General features: G+C 71.6%; 12 protein-coding genes. 7 read left to right on the plus strand and 5 right to left on the minus strand.

Going from position 1 to position 18,156, the window contains the following annotated elements; translation table 11 throughout:
• Nucleotides 1-324: 324 nt before the first annotated feature.
• From ALLO2_RS13155 to ALLO2_RS13165, 3 genes are all read right to left on the minus strand, one after another.
• The gene (locus ALLO2_RS13155) at nt 325-1,821 is read right to left on the minus strand and encodes an NAD(P)/FAD-dependent oxidoreductase (protein ID WP_011437046.1); all 1,497 of its coding nucleotides are present in this window, start codon (nt 1,819-1,821) and stop codon (nt 325-327) included.
• 1,764 nt (nt 1,822-3,585) lie between these two features.
• Entirely contained in the window at nt 3,586-5,382 is a 1,797-nt protein-coding gene (locus ALLO2_RS13160) for a glycosyltransferase family 39 protein (protein ID WP_035732443.1), read from the minus strand.
• 99 nt (nt 5,383-5,481) lie between these two features.
• Nucleotides 5,482-7,848 carry an AAA family ATPase gene (locus ALLO2_RS13165; protein WP_051875198.1) on the minus strand — a complete coding sequence of 789 codons (2,367 nt, stop codon included), beginning with the start codon at nt 7,846-7,848 and terminating at the stop codon, nt 5,482-5,484.
• A gap of 210 nt (nt 7,849-8,058) precedes the next feature.
• On the opposite strand from ALLO2_RS13165, the gene ALLO2_RS13170 reads away from it, so the two are divergent.
• The 5 genes from ALLO2_RS13170 to ALLO2_RS13190 all read left to right on the plus strand — a co-directional run bounded on the left by ALLO2_RS13170 (nt 8,059) and on the right by ALLO2_RS13190 (nt 12,822).
• The gene (locus ALLO2_RS13170; protein WP_011437042.1) at nt 8,059-8,886 is read left to right on the plus strand and encodes a histidine phosphatase family protein; all 828 of its coding nucleotides are present in this window, start codon (nt 8,059-8,061) and stop codon (nt 8,884-8,886) included.
• Between the two features lie 6 nt (nt 8,887-8,892).
• On the plus strand, nt 8,893-9,435 hold the full coding sequence (locus ALLO2_RS13175) for a DUF3090 domain-containing protein (RefSeq protein ID WP_023841062.1): 543 nt from the start codon (nt 8,893-8,895) through the stop codon (nt 9,433-9,435).
• A 202-nt stretch (nt 9,436-9,637) separates the two neighbouring features.
• Nucleotides 9,638-10,417 (plus strand): SCO1664 family protein, encoded by a 780-nt coding sequence (locus ALLO2_RS13180; RefSeq protein WP_035732445.1) that lies wholly within the window; start codon nt 9,638-9,640, stop codon nt 10,415-10,417.
• 183 nt (nt 10,418-10,600) lie between these two features.
• The gene (mshC, locus tag ALLO2_RS13185; RefSeq protein ID WP_035732398.1) at nt 10,601-11,923 is read left to right on the plus strand and encodes a cysteine--1-D-myo-inosityl 2-amino-2-deoxy-alpha-D-glucopyranoside ligase; all 1,323 of its coding nucleotides are present in this window, start codon (nt 10,601-10,603) and stop codon (nt 11,921-11,923) included.
• 2 nt (nt 11,924-11,925) lie between these two features.
• Entirely contained in the window at nt 11,926-12,822 is an 897-nt protein-coding gene (locus tag ALLO2_RS13190) for a DivIVA domain-containing protein (protein WP_011437038.1), read from the plus strand.
• A 130-nt stretch (nt 12,823-12,952) separates the two neighbouring features.
• Here ALLO2_RS13190 and ALLO2_RS13195 read toward each other — a convergent pair whose 3' ends face one another.
• Nucleotides 12,953-13,795 carry a PAC2 family protein gene (locus ALLO2_RS13195; RefSeq protein WP_011437037.1) on the minus strand — a complete coding sequence of 281 codons (843 nt, stop codon included), beginning with the start codon at nt 13,793-13,795 and terminating at the stop codon, nt 12,953-12,955.
• 667 nt (nt 13,796-14,462) lie between these two features.
• Between ALLO2_RS13195 and ALLO2_RS13205 the strand changes: the two genes are divergently transcribed.
• Nucleotides 14,463-14,681 (plus strand): hypothetical protein, encoded by a 219-nt coding sequence (locus ALLO2_RS13205; protein WP_023841065.1) that lies wholly within the window; start codon nt 14,463-14,465, stop codon nt 14,679-14,681.
• 104 nt (nt 14,682-14,785) lie between these two features.
• Nucleotides 14,786-15,580, plus strand: coding sequence for an HAD family hydrolase (locus tag ALLO2_RS13210; RefSeq protein WP_369808154.1), 795 nt, complete (start codon nt 14,786-14,788; stop codon nt 15,578-15,580).
• Nucleotides 15,581-15,621: 41 nt separating this feature from the next.
• Here ALLO2_RS13210 and ALLO2_RS13215 read toward each other — a convergent pair whose 3' ends face one another.
• On the minus strand, nt 15,622-18,153 hold the full coding sequence (locus tag ALLO2_RS13215) for an ABC transporter permease (protein ID WP_035732400.1): 2,532 nt from the start codon (nt 18,151-18,153) through the stop codon (nt 15,622-15,624).
• Between the last annotated feature and the right edge of the window lie 3 nt (nt 18,154-18,156).

Here is an 18,156-nt window from a genome sequence, read left to right on the forward strand (position 1 = left end):
GCCGGTAGACGATCGGCCGGCCGGGCAGGGCCGCATCCGGTACCAGTCTCGCGTGGCGCGCCCCTACGCCTCGATGATGTTCCGGATGGGTGATGGGACGCGGCCCGTCCCATCACCCATCCGATCCGTACCCGGTAATACCGGGTACGTCCCCGGCCATGCCGGCCGGCCCCGGAAGTGGAGCGGGCGCCGACGGTGAAACGCGCCCGACAACCTGCCCGACAACCTGCCCGACAACGCGCCTGACATTGTGGCGGCGTCCGTCGAACCCGTGCCCCGGACGAACCCGTCCCGGATGAATCCGTGCTCCGGACGAATCCTCCGTCAGGACCGGGCGATGCCCCGGGCCGGCGACGAAACCTCCTCGTGGTAATCCTCCTCGACGTTGACCTCCCACACATCGTGCTTGGTGCCGTCGATGATGTTCTGGACCGTGAGCATCGCGGTGAGCATCGAGTGGTCCTGATTGTTGTAACGGTGCATGCCGTTACGGCCGACCGGGTGGACGTTCGGCGTGTTCTCGGCCAGCCAGGCGCGGATGATATCGACGTTCTTCTTGTAGTGTAGGTCGTAGTATGGATATGCCTTCGGCATGCGTACGACGAAACCCTCTTCCACCTGCTGGGCCCTGATCAGACCCAGCTCGACGAGTTCTTTCGTCCCGAGCGCGACCAGTTCCTCATCGGAGGCGTTCCAGGTCTCGTCACCCTCGAAGACGAAGTACTCCAGGCCGAGGCAGGTACGCCCGTCCTTGACCAGGAATGGCGACCAGGAGGCGAAGTTCTGGATCCGGCCGACCTTGACGGTGGGGGAGTGGATGTAGATCCAGTTGTCCGGGAAAGCGGCCGAGGCCGGCACCACGAGGGCGATGGTGAGGAAGTCGCGGTACTTCAGCGCGTTCGCCGCGGCCAGCACGTGGGCCGGTGCCGGCGGGTCCATCACCCGGACGAGGGAGGAGAACGACATCGACGAGATGATCTCGTCGGCCTGGTACTGGTACTCGCTGCCGAGGTCGGAGCGCGAGGACTCCGGGGCGCCGGCCCCTGGGCCGTACCCGCCGGTCACGGTCGTGGTGACGCCGGTCGCGCGGCCGTCGGCATGGTGGATCTTGCGGACCTTCTCCTCGAAGACCACCCGGCCACCCTGCTTAATGATCTTGTCGGTGGCGGTCTCCCACATCATTCCGGGCCCGTACTTGGGGTACTGGAACTCCTCGATGAGGGAGGTGATCTCCTTCTGGTTCCGCTTCGGTAGGACCGCGTTCACGATCGCGTTCATCATGGACAGGCTCTTGATGCGCTGCGCGGCCCAGTCCGAGGGCATCTCGCTCACCGGAACGCCCCACAGTTTCTCGGTGTAGGTCTTGAAGAAGGTGCGGTAGAGCCGCCAGCCGAAACGGGCCACCAGCCAGTTCTCGTAGTTGCTCTGGTCCTGCGGCGGCCGGATCCGGGCCGCGGCGTAGGAGGCGATGCAGCGCGCCGCCTCGACCAGGCCAAGCCCGCCGAGCGCGTTTCCCGCCTTGAGTGGGTAGTCGAAGAACTTCCCGTTGTAGTAGATGCGGCTCGATCGGGGGCGCAGCAGGAAGTCCTCGTCCGGCAGGATTTCGTGCCAGAGCTTTTCGACCTCGGGAACCTTGGTGAAGAAGCGGTGGCCGCCGATGTCGAAACGCCAACCTTCACGCTGGGCCGTACGGCTGATTCCGCCGACGACCGAGTCACCCTCGATAATCGTCACGGGGACGTCCCGTTTCACCAGCTCCCAACCGGCGGTCAGACCTGCCGGTCCGGCTCCGATGACGACTACCTCTGGCTTTTCGGTCACTGTGCCGGACCTCTCCTCAACACACACTCATGGTCACTCGGGTGGACGGACACCGGGCATCGCGCCACCGGGACGCCGGGCCCCTGGGACCGGTCCTGGGTCGCAAGTGTTGCATGGCGCGAGCGGAGACCCGTCCGCACCCCCTCGACCTGTCCGCACCCCCTCGCCCCGACACGATGCGATGATCCGTTATACGTCCGCCCTATTCCCATAACGCGCCTCCGCGCCGCCTGATCGGGTGGGGCTCTGGCATCGTGCGCACATGGGATTGTCGATACCCGGCCAACGGGCACCGCAGACCTCGCCTCCCCCGGACGGGCCGGTTCCTCCGGGGCGGGTGATGCCGGCGATTCTGGTCGGTTGGTGCGCGGTGGCCGGTGGCATCGCGGCCAAGGACGGTCGGTACGGCGCCTGGGCGCTGTCGAGTGTCCTGGTAGGTTTCGCGGCGGTGGTCCTGGCGGTCGTGGCCACCGCCGGCACCAGCAGCACCGCCGGCACCAGCAGCACCGCCGGCACCAGCAGCACCGCCGGCACCGCCGTGGCCGTGCGCCCGCGCGGGTGGTTCGGGGCGTGGCTGCTCGTGGCGGTCGTGATCGGCGTCGCGCCGCTCGTGCGCCGTCCCCGCTACTACGCCGCCGGCCGGTTCGCCACGGCGGCGGACGTGCTCGCGATCCTCGCGGGCCTGCTCGCCGCCGGGTCGATCATGGTCATGCTGCACCACGTCGGCCGGGGGCGTCGGATCGGCCGGGAGCACCACCGGGGCCGGGGCCGGCTCGATGTGCTCGCCTCTCCGTGGGTGTTCTGGCNGGTCCTGGCCTTGGCCTGTGCGGCGGGCGTCGCTACGATCCGCGCCGCGCCGACGCCCCGCATCGACGTCTTCCACCTGCTCCAGGTCTCCGCGGCCGGCCTGCCGCACGGGGCCGACATGTACCGGCAGCAATGGGCGCCGAGCCGGGCCGAGTACCCGGTCGACGGCCTGTTCGACGTCTACCCCTATCTACCGGTCACGTCCGTGCTCCTGGCTCCCTTCCGGCTTCTGCTCGGTGACGTCCGTTACGGCCTGCTGCTGGCCCTGGCGGTGGCGGCGGTCCTGATCCGCGCGGTCGCGGGACGGGCACCCGCGGCGCCGGCGGTGGCCGCGCTGCCGTTGCTGGTCGTCGTGTTCCCCGAGTCGATGTACGCCCTGCAGCAGTCCTGGACCGAGCCGTTGCTCGTGGCGTGCCTGGCGGCGACGGTGTGGGCGTCGACGAGCGGGCGGGGACGGGTGGCGGTCGTCACGTTCGCGCTCGCCCTGGCGACCAAACAGCACGTCGCGCTGCTGATCCCCCTGGCGGCGGGCTACCCCGCGTTCGGGCCCCGCCGGACGGCCTCGGCCGCGGCCGCGGCGGCGCTCCTCGTTGCCCCCTGGGTGCTGGCCGGTCCCCGGGACTTTCTCGACGACGCGGTCTGGACGAACCTCCACTACGAGGTGCTCGCCCACTCGCTGTCCCTGCCGGGCCTGGCGTCGCATTTCGGGGTCACGCTCGGATTCGGCTCGACCGCGGTCGCCCTCCTCGGTGCCTACACGGCGGCCTGGCGGGCTCGCGGGGACGCCACCGGGTTCTGCCTGGGGGCGGCGTTGGTCCTGCTCACCCTGAACCTGATGAACAAGCAGACCTTCTTCAACCACTACACGTTGCCGATGGGTCTGCTCGTGCTGGCCGTCGCGGCCCTCGCCGTCGACGACCCCGCCCGCGCCGTTGACGACCCCGCCCGCGCGGGCGGTCAGCGCAGCGTGGAGAACCGTTCCAGCGACGCGCCCTCGTACAGGTTGCGCCGCTCGACCTGCACGGTGCGGTCGCGCAGCGTGGCGAGTTGGTCGGACAGCACGGCGCAGGCGCCCTCCAGGAACCGGTAACCGTCCGCGCGGACGAGCAGCACGGCGTGGCCGGGGCCGGCCAGTTCGTTGACCTCGGCCGCGAAGCTGGTGCCGTTCGCCCGTTTCATCCGGTCGGCGTAGTCGACCCAGTCGACGAGCGCCGGGCCGGAACTGTCCGCGTACACGATCTCCCGTACCGTGACTTCGCCGTGCCGTTCGATTGCCCGGTGCACGGCCGGGCCGAGCTGGTCCGGGCAGTAGGCGACCACGTCTCCCGGCCGGGCCAGCGCGACGATCCGGCCCGCGATCTCCCCGGCCTGGGTGCGTTCGGTCCGGGCGAGCTGCCACCCGCCGAGCAGGCCGCTGAGCGAGGCGACGATCAGTNCCCCGGCCCGCACCCGCCGGCCCGGCAGTTGGGCGATGCCGAGCGAGGCGAGCAGCAGGCAGGCCGGCAGGGCGATGCCGGTGTAGCGCTCGGCATATGCGCTGCCGCCGAACATGTTCACGCAGTAGGCCAGGACGAGGGGGACCAGCCAGATCGCGGCCAGGTAACGGCCCGGCACCCGGCCGGAGACCTTGACCGCGAGCTCCCGCCCGTCCGGACGCGCGGTCAGGCCGATGAGCGCGCCCCCGAGCAGCACGATGCCGAGCAGCGCACCGGTGGAGGTCGGGCCGGCCCAGTCGAAGACCGTGTCCAGCAGCACCTGGGCCTGCACCTTGGGCGCCCAGGGCGTTCCGGTGTGCAGCATCTGGAACAGGAACGACGGCATCCACGGCGCGAACAGCACGGCGGAAGCCGCCATCGCGGCGAAGGCCCGCAGGGTCACCTGCCGGTACTGGGGTCGCCGCCGGGCCTGTAGCAGCATGAACGCCGCCACGGTGAAGATCAGCAGGAACGTCCAGTAGTGGGTGTAGACGAGGGCGGCGGTCGCCAGCGTCAGCATCGCCAGCCGTGCCGGCTCGGAGCGTTCCAGCGCCCGCACGGTCGCGAGCCCGAACACCAGCACCAACAGGACGACCAGCGAGTACATCCGCGTCTCGCTGCCGTAGCGGATCGCGTAGGGAGAGCAGGCGAACATCAGCAGGGTCGCCAAGCCCACCCAGGCGTCGGCGTCGCGGCCACCGTTGCCGGCCTGGAAGGCCGTCCGGCCCACCCGCCGTCCGGCCAGCCACGCCGCCGGCAGCGTCGCCAGCGACAGCACCCCGGACAACGCCCGGACGGCGACGTCCCCGTCGCCGAACACCGCGATCCAGGCGTGCAGCAGCAGGTAGTACAGCGGCGGTGAGCCGTCGTGCCGCAGCGCGTCGAGCAGCTGTGGGACGGGGCGCGAGGCGATGGCGACCGTCAACGACTCGTCGAGCCACAGATGGCTGGGGGTGGCGAACCGCATCAGCGCGCCGGCGGCAACGGCGAGTATGACAGCGACTACCAGCAGCTGCGGGCTGGCCGCCGCGATCCGCGCCACGGCGGTGGTCGTGCGCGCGGTCCCGGGCGTGATGACCGTCCCGGTCGTGACATCGGCTGTGGCGCTGTTCGCGGCTGTGGCGCTGTTCGCGGCTGTGGCGCTGTTCGCGGCTGTGGCCACGACCGCGGTCGCGGTCACGTCCACCGGCGCCTGGGGGCGGCGGGGACCCGAGAGCACCGCCGGCCCGGATCCGGTGTCCTGGCCGACGGTTGGACTCCCGGATGCGTCTACGTTCACCATGCCCCCTCGTCTGCCACGATCTTGCCTCCTGTCAGAGAACCGCCTTCCGCCGGGTGGCCGCAGTCGCCTGCTGGCGGGGATGTACGCCCCGACACTTCAGACTGTCATCCGTTCGTCGCCGTCCCGTACGCGGGCTGCCTCCCCAGCGGTCGCGCCGCCCGCCCGCCGCGCGTCGGATCCGCCATCGGGCCTGCCGTCCGGCCCCCCGTCGGGATCTTCGTCGGGATCTTCGTCGGGATCGTCGAAGCCGCCGGCGGTCTGCCCGGCGAGCAGAGCCGGGAGCAGCGTCGTGCGGCGCCGTCCGCCCGAGCTCCGCACGGCGTTGCGGATGGCCGGGCCGTTCACGGCCACAATCGACAGGTGGGCCTGCGCCCGGGTCAGCGCCGTGTAGATCAGCGGACGGGTGAGCATCCGGCCGGCCTCCGGCGGGAACNCGGCGACGACGGCGGGCCACTCGCTGCCCTGCGCGCGGTGCACCGTCACCGCCCAGCCGTGCCGCAGATCACCGAGGACACCGGCGGGCACCTCGACGACGCCGCCGGGAAACGCGACCCGCAGCGCACCGCGTTCGCCCAGCGCGACGACGGTGCCGATTTCGCCGTTGGCGAACCCGACGTCGATATGGTTCGCCGTGGCCACCACACGGTCCCCGATGTCGAACCCGGAGACGGCGCCGCCGCCCGGGTTCAGCGTGCCCTTCAACGCGGTGTTGAGCGCCGTGGTGCCTGCCGGACCGGCGTGCACCGGGGTCACGACCTGGATGTCCGCGACGGGAATGCCGAGCGCGCGGGGGATGGAGTTGGTGACGAGCTGGACGGTGCGATGCGCAGCCTCGCCGGAGCTGCCGGACGGCACCACCACGACCTCCCGGCCAGGCCCCGGCGGCGGCAGCTCCCCGCCGCGTACCGCGGCGGCCATCGTCGCGATGGCGCCGCCGTCAGCCTGTCGGTACAGCCGCCGCAGCTCGGTCACCGGGACCTCACCGGACTCGAGCAGGTCGGCGAGGATCTGCCCCGGTCCGATGCTCGGCAGCTGGGCCGGGTCCCCGACGAACATCAGGTGCGTGCCGTCCGCGCAGGCGTCGAGCAGCGCGGCGGCGAGCTCCGCGTCGAGCATCGACGCCTCGTCGACGACGACGAGGTCGGCGTCGATCGGGTTGTGCTCGCCGCGCGCGAACCCGCTGCCGCGCCCCTGGGCCTGCAACAGCCGGTGCAGGGTGCTCGCCGGCGCCCCGCACAGCTCCTCGAGGCGTTTGGCAGCCCGTCCGGTCGGCGCGGCCAGTGCGACGACCGCCTCGGCCGCCCAGGCCAGTCGTACGACGGCCGCGACCGTGCGGCTCTTGCCCGTTCCCGGCCCACCGGTGAGCACACTGACGCCGGACTCCAGCGCGGCGCGCGCCGCCGCGAGCTGGAGCTCGTCCAGCCCGGTCACCACCTCGTCGTTTGCCGGTCCGCCGTCGTTTGCGGGTCCGCCGCGGCCCGCCGCGGCGGCGTCCCGGTTCGTGTCCCCCTCGGTGCCATCGGCGCCGAGGGGGCTCTCGTCCCCCCCGTCCTTGTCGTCATCCTTGTCGTCGTCGAACGTCAGCGCCGTAGGNGGNGGGGNGGTGGCGGCCCATGCGGACACGGCCCNCCCCNCCGGATCGTCGTCGTCGACGGATCCCAACCCGTCGTACCCAGGCCCGTCGTACCCAGGCCCGTCATCGGGTCGGCGGCGGGCTCTGGGGGCGCCCGCGCGCAGCGGCTCGGCGGTCGCCGTCAGCCGTTCGATGCCGTCCGCGACGGACTGCTCGGCCATCGCGTACCGCTCCAGCGCGATCCGGTCGCCGACGGTGATGATCCGCCCGTCGTCGAGCGCCACGGTCAGCGCCGCGCTCGGATCGGCCACCCCCTCGCGCGCGGCGGCACGCAGCACCGCCTGCACGGGGCCCGCGGTGTCCCCGGCCCGGGAGGCGGCCCGGCCGAGCAGATGGGTGAGTACCGCCGGGCCCCGGCGCGGATNGTCGCGCTGCAGACCGCGGCGGCGGGCGAACCGGTCGGCCTGGGCGATCTCGGTGTCGGCGGCGGTCAGCAGCATCCACGGATCGGCCCGCAGGAGGTCGGCGGACGCGGGTCCCAGCAGGTCGGTCACCCCGCGCGCGAGCCGGGCCGGAAGATCCGCGGCGACGAGCAGTTCGACGACCGCGTACGTGCCCGCCACGGCGCGGAAGCTGTCGGCGAGCCGCCGGGCCCGCGGCCCGGTGACCCCCTCGACGGTGCCCAACCGGCCGACGTCGACGTGGTCGGGCCGGGTGATCCCGGCCGCGGGCAGCCGGCCGGCCGTCGTGCGGCCCAGCCCCGGCCACAGCCCCGCCCCGCAGAACGCGGCGAAGACCTCCTCGGGGTCCGCTGGCTGCGGGTCCGCTCGTGCCTGCGGGCCGACCGCGTCGGGCTCCGTGGTGGAAGCGGTCGTGTACTCGTCCGGCATGCCGGGAAGCGTAACGACGAACCGTTCCGCCGCTGTTGTAGCCCGCTGGGTAGCGTGGTATCCGGGACGGCGCTGTGGCGGCATGGCTGTAGGAAGGCGATGTCGCGTGTTCCGACCGATGCGCGTCCGGGCCCACCCGTGCGTCCGGGCCCACCCGTGCGTCCGGCCCGGCGGAGACAGTGAGCGTCAGCAACAGAAGGGACGGACCGGTTGACCACAGTCCTGCTGGTCCGCCACGGCCTGACCGCCGTGACCGGCAAGATCCTGCTTGGTTGGACGCCCGGCGTGGGGTTGGACGACCGTGGCCGCCGCCAGGCGTCGGACCTGGCGCGACGCCTCGCGGACATCCCGCTGGCGGCGATCGTCAGCAGCCCGCTCGACCGCTGCCGCCAGACGGCCGCGGCGATCGCCGGACGCCGTCCGGTCAGCGAGGCCAGCCCGGGCGGTCCGCGGCAGGTCGAGATCGACGAGCGGCTCGGTGAGTGCCGGTACGGTGACTGGACCGGGCAGGAACTGGCGACCCTGGCGAAGGATCCGCTCTGGGCGGTGGTGCAGAGCCATCCCAGCGCGGTCGTCTTCCCCGGTCCCGAGGGTGAGGCACTACGGGACACGCAGGCCCGTGGGGTGAGCGCCGTGCGGGAGTGGAACGAGCGGCTGGGCCCGGACGCCACCTGGTTGCTGTGCTCGCACGGCGACGTGATCCGCACGGTGGTCGCCGACGCCCTGGGCATGCATCTGGACATGTACCACCGGATCACCGTCGATCCCTGTTCCCTGACCGTGATCCGCTACAACGAGCGCCGCCCCTTCGTCCGGCGCATCAACGACACCGGCGGGGACGTCGTCGAGCTCCTCCCACCGCCGCTACCCCGGGCAGAGGGCTCCGCCGGGGCCGCCGACGCCGCGGCGTCGTCTCCCGGGTCCCGGAAGTCGCCGGAGCCGCCGGAGTCGCCGGGGTCCAGCGGGCTCGACGTGGACGAGGTGATCGGTGGCGGTGCCGGCGGTTTCCGTCCCAGCGCCGGNGGNGGAACGGGCTGATCGGGCATGCCGCGCCGGATACACGTCTTCGACCCGCCGCAGCGGTTCGTTGTGGGCACCGTAGGCCTTCCCGGCGCCCGATCGTTCTACCTGCAGGCCCGCGACGGGGCGCGGGTCGTCACCGTCGCGGTGGAGAAGGCACAGGTCGCATTGCTTGCCGAACAGCTGACCGAGCTGCTCGACGAGTTGGGCCGCCGCGGCGCGACGCCGCCGCCCGAGCCCGCCCCGGCCGACCCCGACCTGTCCCCGCTCGATCTGCCGATCGACGAGGAGTTCCAGGCCGCGACGATCGCGCTCGGCTGGGATCCGCGTGGCGGACGGGTCGTCATCGAGGCGCAGGCGACGGGCCTGGCCGACTCGATCGTCGGATTCTCCGACGATCCCGACGGGCCGGACGCCGTCCGGGTCCTGCTGGGGTCCGAGCAGGCGCGCTCGTTCGTGCAGCGCGCGGCGCGGGTCCTGGCCGCGGGCCGGCCCTCCTGCCCGTTGTGCGGGCAGCCGTTGGACGACGGTCACGTCTGCCCGCGCCAGAACGGTCATCTGCGTTGATGCGGCCGGCGAGGGGCGCCGGGCCCGCCCGCCGCGGGTGCGCGGTTCGTGGTAGCGGTGCGGTTCGTGGTAGCGGTGCGGTTCGTGGTAGCGGTGCGGTTCGTGATAGCGGTGTGGTCCGGTAGGCCGGACGGTGTGGGAGAGATGTCGCTCACCGTCCGGTCCGGTGACATCACCCTGCCGGACCGGACAGACTGAGGTGATGGGCGTCTCCGCGGCGAGTTCCNCTCNGGGGTGGCGACCGCCACTGCATCCGATCGACGGGGGTGGCCTCGACGCCCCCGCCGCCCTCGACCTCCTTCGCCGCGGTGACCTCGAGATCACCGCCCGGCTGGTCGACGCGAGCAACACGACGCTCTGCTGCGACATCTGCGCCGACGGGGTGACCGGCCGCTGCGTCTACAAGCCGGTCCGCGGCGAACGCGCCCTGTGGGACTTCCCGGACGGCACCCTCGCCGCCCGCGAGCTGGCCGCCTACGAGGTCTCCGAGCAGCTCGGGCTTGGCATCGTCCCGCCCACCATTCTGCGTGACGGCCCGTTCGGCGAGGGCATGGTGCAGCTGTGGATCGACACCGACGTCACCGTGGACCTGGTGGCGCTGACCCGGTCCGACGACTCCCAGCTGCGCCGGATCGCCCTGTTCGACGTCGTCATCAACAACGCCGACCGCAAGGGTGGGCACCTGCTGCCGGCGCCCTCCGGCCGGATTCACGGCATCGATCACGGTGTGACCTTCCACACGGACGGCAAGCTGCGCACCCTGCTGTGGACCTGGCGGGGAAGGCGGCTCGACGCCGAGGAGACCGCCTTGCTCGACGACCTGCGTGAGGCGCTCGCGGGCCCCTTCCGGGACCGGCTCGAGGAGCTGCTCACGGTCACCGAGGTCGACGCCCTCACCGTGCGGGTCGACGGGCTTCTGGCCGAGGGCCGGTTCCCGTTGCCCTCGGGGGACTGGCCGGCGATCCCCTGGCCGCCGTTCTGAGCGGGTTCCGGTTCTGAGCGGGTTCCGGTTCTGGGCGGGTCACCGGTGCGGATACAGGTGCGGGAGAACATGGGATGTCACCGTCGGTGACCCGAGGTGGATCGGCTTGGGATGCTGTCGGCTACGCTGCGGTTACTCTCCTTGTGCCCGCCGGAGAGTCGGTTCGCGGTTACTCTGACACGCATGCAGGCGTGGCCATCTCCTCCGATACGTTCTCTTCCCGGTCACGGGAAGCCACTGAGGATCTTCGATACGGCCACGTCGAGCGTACGCGAGTTGGCGCCGGCCGTCACCGCAAGGCTGTATGTGTGTGGCATCACGCCCTATGATGCGACGCATCTGGGGCATGCCTTCACCTACCTCACCTACGACCTCGCGCAGCGTGTGCTGCGAGACGCCGGGCATCACGTCCACTATGTACAGAACGTAACGGATGTCGATGACCCGTTGCTTGAGCGAGCCACCCGTGACGGGCTGGACTGGCGGGCCCTCNCCGACCGGGAGATCGACCTGTTCCGCGAGGACATGACCGCGCTGCGGATGTTGGCGCCGGACGCCTACGTCGGGGTGGTCGAGGCCATCCCGATGATCGTCGACATGGTGGTGGAGCTCGTCGACCGGGGCGCGGCCTACCAGGTCGACGACGACCTGTACTTCTCGATCGCCACCGCACCCGCCTTCGGGGAGATCTCGCATCTCAGCCGGGCCGAGATGCTGGCGATCTGCGCCGAGCGCGGGGGTGACCCGCGCCGGACCGGCAAGAAGGACCCCCTCGATCCGCTGCTGTGGCGCGCCCACCGCCCCGGCGAGCCGTCCTGGCCCTCGCCGTTCGGCCCCGGCCGGCCCGGCTGGCACATCGAGTGCNNNNCNATCGCCCGCCACTATCTCGGCGGGGTCATCGACATCCAGGGNGGCGGAACCGACCTGAGCTTTCCGCACCACGAGTGCAGCGCGGCGCACGCCGAGGTCGCCGCCGGCATCCGGCCGTTCGCCCGCAGCTACGTGCACACCGCGATGGTGAGCCTCGACGGCCACAAGATGTCGAAGTCGCGGGGCAACCTGGAGTTCGTCTCCCGGCTGCGCCGGGCCGGGGTGGATCCGGCGGCCCTGCGGCTGGCCCTGCTCGATCATCGGCACACCGAGGACTGGGAGTGGACGCCGGGCCTGCTCGACGACGCCGTGGACCGGATGAACCGGTGGCGGGCCGCCGTCGCCCTGCCCACCGGGCCTGACGCCATGGGACTGCTCGCCGCCGTGCGTGAGCGGCTCGCCGACGACCTCGACGCCCCGGGTGCCGTCGCCGCGGTGGACGCCTGGGTCGGCGCCGCGCTCGCTGATGCGGGCGGCTCCGCCGGTGCGGGCCCGGATCCCACCCATCAGGGGGGTCCGGTTCGCGGTTCTGGCGGTGACGTGCCCGCCTGGGGGGAGGCGCCCGCACTCGTGCGGCGCCTCGTTGACACACTGCTGGGCGTAGACCTTGAACCCGTCAGACCCAGAGGGAGCTGAGGATGGGAGCTCACCATCGCCGGGTGGATCCCGGGGCAGCGACCGAACGGCCCGCCTTCGACGAGGTCGCGCATGGCTACGACCCTCATCAGGTCGACGACTACCTGGCCACGCTGTGGCGTTACGCCAGCCAGGTGACCTCGCGCGCGGCCGCGGCCGAAAGCGCCCTGAAGCACGAGCGGGCCCGCAGCGCGAACATGGGCGTCGAGGGCCTGGCCGCGCAGGCCGGCGGTCGGATCGGCCAGATGCTGACCATCGCCCAGCAGGAGGCCGAGGAGATCGTCACGGGCGCCCGCCAGATCGCGGAGGCGGCGCTGGAAGAGGTGATCGAGGACGCCGGGGCGAACCACCCGATCGTGCGGGAGGCTCGGGAACAGGCCGAGAAGCTCCTCCTCGACGCCGTGGAGGAGAGCCGCCGGCTCGCCCGGGAGCGGCATGCCGAGCTGGAGGTGGAGATCGCCCGGTGCACCGCCTCGCTCGAGGCGCTGCGTCACCAGCAGGGTGAGATCATCGGCGCGATGCTGCGCCTGCGGGGGGTCCTGGCCTCCGACGAGGTGGACCGGGCGGTCACCGACCTGGCCCGGGCGGGTGCGGCCGCGCCGACGACGTCGGGCACGTCTGGGACGCCGGGCGGAGCCGGTCCTGCCGGTTTTCCCGCGGGCGGTGCGGTCCCCGCGGGCGGTGCGGGAGCGTCGGATCTTTCCGAGACCGCGTGGGCGACCGGTCGCGTCGCCGGCCCGGGGCGGCGTTCCCCGGGCCGGCATCGTCAGGCCGACGTCGCGGACGCGGAATCCCACACCCCGCCCACTCCGCGCGAACCGGTCACGAACTCGGCGAACGTGCCGTTCCGCCGTGGCGCCGACGAGGACATCATCGACGCCGAGATCGTCGAGGAGTAGCGAGATCGTCGAGGAGAAGGGTGGCCCGGTGGAGGTGCGGGGTGCGCCCTGGGCTCCCGGCCCGGGCGTACCCTCGCCCCCTTTCCTTCTTCTACCGATTCTTCTACCGGGCCGGCTCTCTTACCGGCCTTTACTGGCCGCGACGGCGCAGGTACCGTTCGAACTCCCGGGCGATTGCGTCCCCACTGGCCTCGGGCAGCGCCGTCTCGGGCTCGCGTGACTCCAGCGAACGGACGTACTCGGCGACCTCGGTGTCCCCGGCGGCGAGCTCGTCCACCTGCCGTTCCCACGCCTTCGCCCGCTCGGGAAGGTCACCCAGCGGGATCTCGATGTCCAGCAGGTCCTCCACTCGGCGCAGCAGCGCGAGGGTCGCCTTGGGACAGGGCGGGTTAGCCACGTAGTGCGGCACCGCCGCCCAGAACGACACCGAGGCGAGCTCGGCCCGTGCGCATGCCTCCCCGAAGACGCCGACGATGCCGGTCGGCCCCTCATAACGGGACGGCTCCAGCCCGAGTCGGGCAGCCGTTGCCGCGTCCCCGGCGGTTCCGCTGATCGGGACCGGCCGGGTGTGCGGCGAGTCAGCGAGCAGCGCCCCGAGGGAGATCACCATGTCGCTGCCGAGGGCGTGGACGGCCTCGATCAGCTCGTCGGTGAACCCACGCCAGCGCATGTTCGGTTCCAGCCCGCGGATCAGCACCAGGTCCGTCTCGGACTTCGGCGGCCGCGCCACCGACAGGCGGGTGGTCGGCCACGAGATCTTCCGGGAGGCCCCGTCGGTCCCGCTCACCGTCGGTCGGTTCACCTGGAAGTCGTAGTAGTCGTCGGGGTCGATAGCACCGATGACACGGGCCTTGAAGGCGGTCTCCAGATGCTCGACGGCGGCGGACGAGGCATCGGCCGCGTCGTTCCACCCTTCGAAGGCGGCTACTACGACCGGCGACCGTAGTTGACCGACGCCGGAGAACTCGATCACCTACCACCTCCTGCCGCCCCGCGGCGGCCCACTGCCCCCGTGACAGTGCAACGGTACGTCCTCACGGAGACGACTCCTGCCCAGAGCCGACATGCGTGACGTCAGCCNCCCTTATGGCCCGTGAGCCGGTGACCCGCGGACGACCACTGGTCGTCCACGGGGAACCTACGCTGGTCCAGTCTGCCGATGTTCTCGTGGGAACGCCTTTCCTCGGTCTCTCGATGGCGCTAGACCCGGGCGGATCGGACATCCATTCCGGATCGATGCGGTGGCTGCACCGTATCGGCTCTGAACGGATACCCGCCGTCGCGGGAATGCGAACGGCCCGGCCCAGGGCCGCCGCCGGACCGGCGTGCCCCAGCCCGTGTTTGTGCGGACCGCCGCGCCGAGCACACCCGCGCGGTCCGACGTCACGCCTCCGTTCCCGCAGCTGTGCCNCCCCGACCGTGCCATCCGCGACCGTGCCACCCGCGACCGTGCCACCCGCGACCGTGCCGTGGGCAACCCGCCGGGACGCGTCCGGCATTCCCACCCCGCAATCATCACCATGCTGTGATCACCGTACCGTGATCACCGTCGTGCCCGTGGCCGACATCCTCGGAGGCGTCCGGACGGGAGGGTAAACCGTACCGGTGGTAGGAGAAACCCGTCCCGGTACTCTTGGCCAGTGCGCGGTGATCTGGTGTCCGTCCTGACCGAGCGTGTGCTGGTGGCCGACGGCGCCATGGGCCCCCTGTTGCAGGCGGCCAGCCTCTGCCTCGACTCGGTGAATTTCGAGGACGGCGACGGCCCGTCGCGCGCCGAGGAGTTCCAGCTCGTGCCGGAGCAGTCCACCTCGGCGATCATCCTGTGCCACCCGGAGGCGAAGTACTTCGCGGCCACGTAGGCACCGTGCGGTCAACCGGGCACCGTGCGGCCGGACGACCCTGAGCTACCGAGCTACCTGAGCTAGGAGTGGACGTGGGGAGCCTTGCGGCGGTTTTNTTNGACATGGATGGCCTGCTCGTTGACACCGAGCCGATTTGGACCATCGCCGAGCACGAGGCGGCGGCGCGGCTGGGCGGCGAGTTCNCCCCGGCGATGAAACGAGCCATGATCGGCCACGGCATCGACACCGCCGTGCCGCTCATGGTGTCGATGCTCGGCCTGCCGGCGTCCGACGTGGCGCCGACGGCGGAGTTCCTGCTGCGCCGCTCCGCCGAGCTGTTCCGCGAGCCCGGTGCGATCGTCCCGCAGCCCGGGGCGGTGGAGCTGCTCGTCGCGCTGCGAGCGGCGGGNGTCCCNACCNCGCTGGTCTCCTCGTCCTTCCGCGACCTGATGGAGCCGGTGCTGCACGTCGTCGGTGACGAGTTCTTCGCCGTGACGGTCGCCGGCGATGAGGTCACTCGCCGCAAGCCGGACCCGGAGCCCTACCTGACCGCCGCCCGGGTGCTCGGCGTCGACCCGGTTCGCTGCGTCGTCTTGGAGGACAGCCCGTCGGGAGCGCGCGCCGGGGTGGCGGCCGGGTGCGCGACCATCATGATCCCGTCCATGCCGGATCTGCTCGACCTGACCGCTTCGGGGGCCTTGGAGGCTTCGGGGGCCTTGGAGGCCTCGGGCGTCGCGGCTCGCGGCGAGCCGGTGCCCGCCGGGCTTGCGGCGCTCCTGGCGAGCCTGCACGACGTCACCCCGGACCTTATGGAGTCCCTCACCACCCCCCGCCTCAGCCCGTCCCTTCGCCCCAGCCGCCCTGGATACGAGCTTGGGGGAGTAAGGCACGGTTTTGGGGGCGAAGACCGGGCGTAGGTCCCCCGAACGGCGTCGGAGGGGGTGTGGGGTTGGGTGGGTCAGACGGCGGAGATGGCGCGCAGGACGTCCATGCGAGCGGCGCGCCGGGCGGGGAAGACAGCGGCGAGCACGCCGAGGATCGCCCCGGTGAGGACCACGAGCAGGATCGTCCGTACCGGGTAGGCGAACGTGCTGATTCCCAGGGAGGCCAGCGCCTTCGTCAGCGCCCAGCCGAAGATGCTCCCGACGACGACGCCCAGCACGGCTCCGAAGACCGAGATGATCACTGATTCAAGGATGACCATCAGCCTCATCTGCGACCGCGTCATGCCGACCGCACGCAGCAGACCGATCTCCCGGGTCCGTTCGATTACCGAGAGCGCCAGGGTGTTGACGATACCGAACAGTGCGATGATGACCGCCAGGGCCAGCAGCACGTAGATGAACCCGAGCAGCTGGTCGACCTGCTTCTCCTGCTGTGCGACGAACTCGGACTGGTCCCGGACCTCCACCGTGGCGAACGACTTGACCACCGTGGCGATCTCGGCCCGGACCATCGCCGGGTCCGCCCCGCTCGCCCTCTTCACCAGGACGAACAGGTCGAGGTCATCGGTGGAGTGCCGGGCGAACTCGCTCGTGGAGATGATCCACTTGCCGGCCACCTGGCTCTTCTGGTACGTGCCCACCAGAGTCAGCTCCGCGCGGCCGTCGGCGAAGGTGACCGGGACCTTCTGCCCCACCCGTAGCTGGTGGTCCGCGGCGGTGGAGTCCTCGGCCAGGATCGTGCCGTCGCCGAGGGCGTGGACGTCACCGGTCACCTCCTTGATGGCCAGCATCTTGACCAGGCCCGCTGGGTCGCCGGCCAGCACCTGGGAGCTCTGCCCGGAGATCTTCACCAGGCCGCCCCGAAGACCCGTGGCGATCTCGATGCCGGGCTTGCCGGCCAGCTCGCGAGCCACCTCACCGCTGAATCCCTGCCCGAAGTTCTGCGGGGTCAGGTAGAAGTCGGCACCGAGGCTGTTCGACACCGTCTCCCGCACCGACTCCTTGATCGACTGTCCGAGCACGGAGAAGGCGCTGACCAGGGCGAGTCCGATCATCAACGCGGAGGCGGTGGAGGCGGTCCGGCGCGGGTTGCGCATCGCGTTCTCCCGGCCGAGTCGGCCGGTGGCCCCGAACATCCTCGCCAACGGTGCGCCGAGGACCCGGGTGATCGGTCCGGACAGCAGCGGTGAGAGGGTGGCGACGCCGAGGAAGATCCCCGCCGCGCCCACCCCGACGGCGGTGGCTCCCGGCTTGCCCGCCGAGGCGGTGCCGAGGATCAGCAGGACGATGCCGAGCGCGGTGAGCACCGACCCGGCGATCGCCCGGGAGCGCAGCGAGCGGGTCGGCAGCACGTAGGTCTCCCGCATCGCCGCGATCGGTGGCACCGACGCGGCCTTGCGGGCCGGCACGAACGCCGCCGCGGCGGTGATGAGCACGCCGACGGCGTAGGCGATCACGACGGTGCGGGGGCGGAAGACCAGCGCACCGCTGGGCAGCGCCACGCCGAACACACCGACGGCGACGCGCAGCAGCAGCGCGAGCCCCGCGCCGGACACCAGGCCGACAGTGGCCCCGGCGAAGCCGACCAGTGCCGCTTCGACCTGCAGGGACACCTGGACTTGACGTTTGCTCGCCCCGATTGCTCGCAGCAGGGCCAGCTCCCGCACCCGTTGGGCGACGAGCATCGTGAAGGTGTTGAAGATGATGAAGGCGCCAACGAAGACCGAGATGGCNGCGAAGATCAGCAGAAAGGTGGAGAAGCCGCTGACGGCGTTCTGCACAGCGCTGGCGCTCTCGTCCGCCAACTGCCTGCCGGTGATCGCCTCGACACCCGGTGGGAGTGCGGCGGCGACCCGGGCCCGCAGCTCCTCCTGGGTCAGGCCGGGCCCGGCGGCCAGGTGGATCGCGCTGAACCGGTCGGGCGCGAGCAGGACCCGCTGGGCGGTGGCGGTGTCGAACGCGGTGACGGCGGCGCCCCCGAGACTGTCCTGACCGCCGATCCGGAAGGTGCCGACCAGGGTGTACCGCGCGGGCGGACCCTTGGTCTGCACCGAGATCTTTGCCCCGAGCGACAGATGGAGCTTCTTCGCGGTCGCCCGGTCGACGACGATCTCTCCGGGGCCGGGCGGGCGACCCTCGGCGATCTCCTCCGCCGAGGTGGGCTGACCCCCGGTCCAGTTGATACCGATCCCCGGCGCACCGTTGGTGTTCGAGGGCTTGCCGGTGGCCGGGTTGACGAGGACGGCCTGGCCGTTGACCTTGCCGACCGCCACCCGCACCCCGTCCACTCCGGCGGCGGTGGAGACGAGCGAGGCCGGCAGCGGAGGGCGGCCGACGTCGCTCGTCGGGTCGATGGCGTTGACCGAGCGCACGGCGACGCTGACGTTCTTGTTGATGNCGGCGAAGAGGGTGTCGAACGTCCGGTTGAGGGTGTCGGTCAGGACCAGGGTCCCGGTCACGAAGCTCNCCCCGGCGACGACCGCCAGCATGGAGAGCACCAGCCGGACCTTGCGGGCCAGCAGACTCTTGAGGGTGGCGCGCAGCATCGG

The organism is Frankia sp. Allo2 (assembly GCF_000733325.1).
In the GTDB taxonomy this organism is placed as follows: domain Bacteria; phylum Actinomycetota; class Actinomycetes; order Frankiales; family Frankiaceae; genus Frankia; species Frankia casuarinae.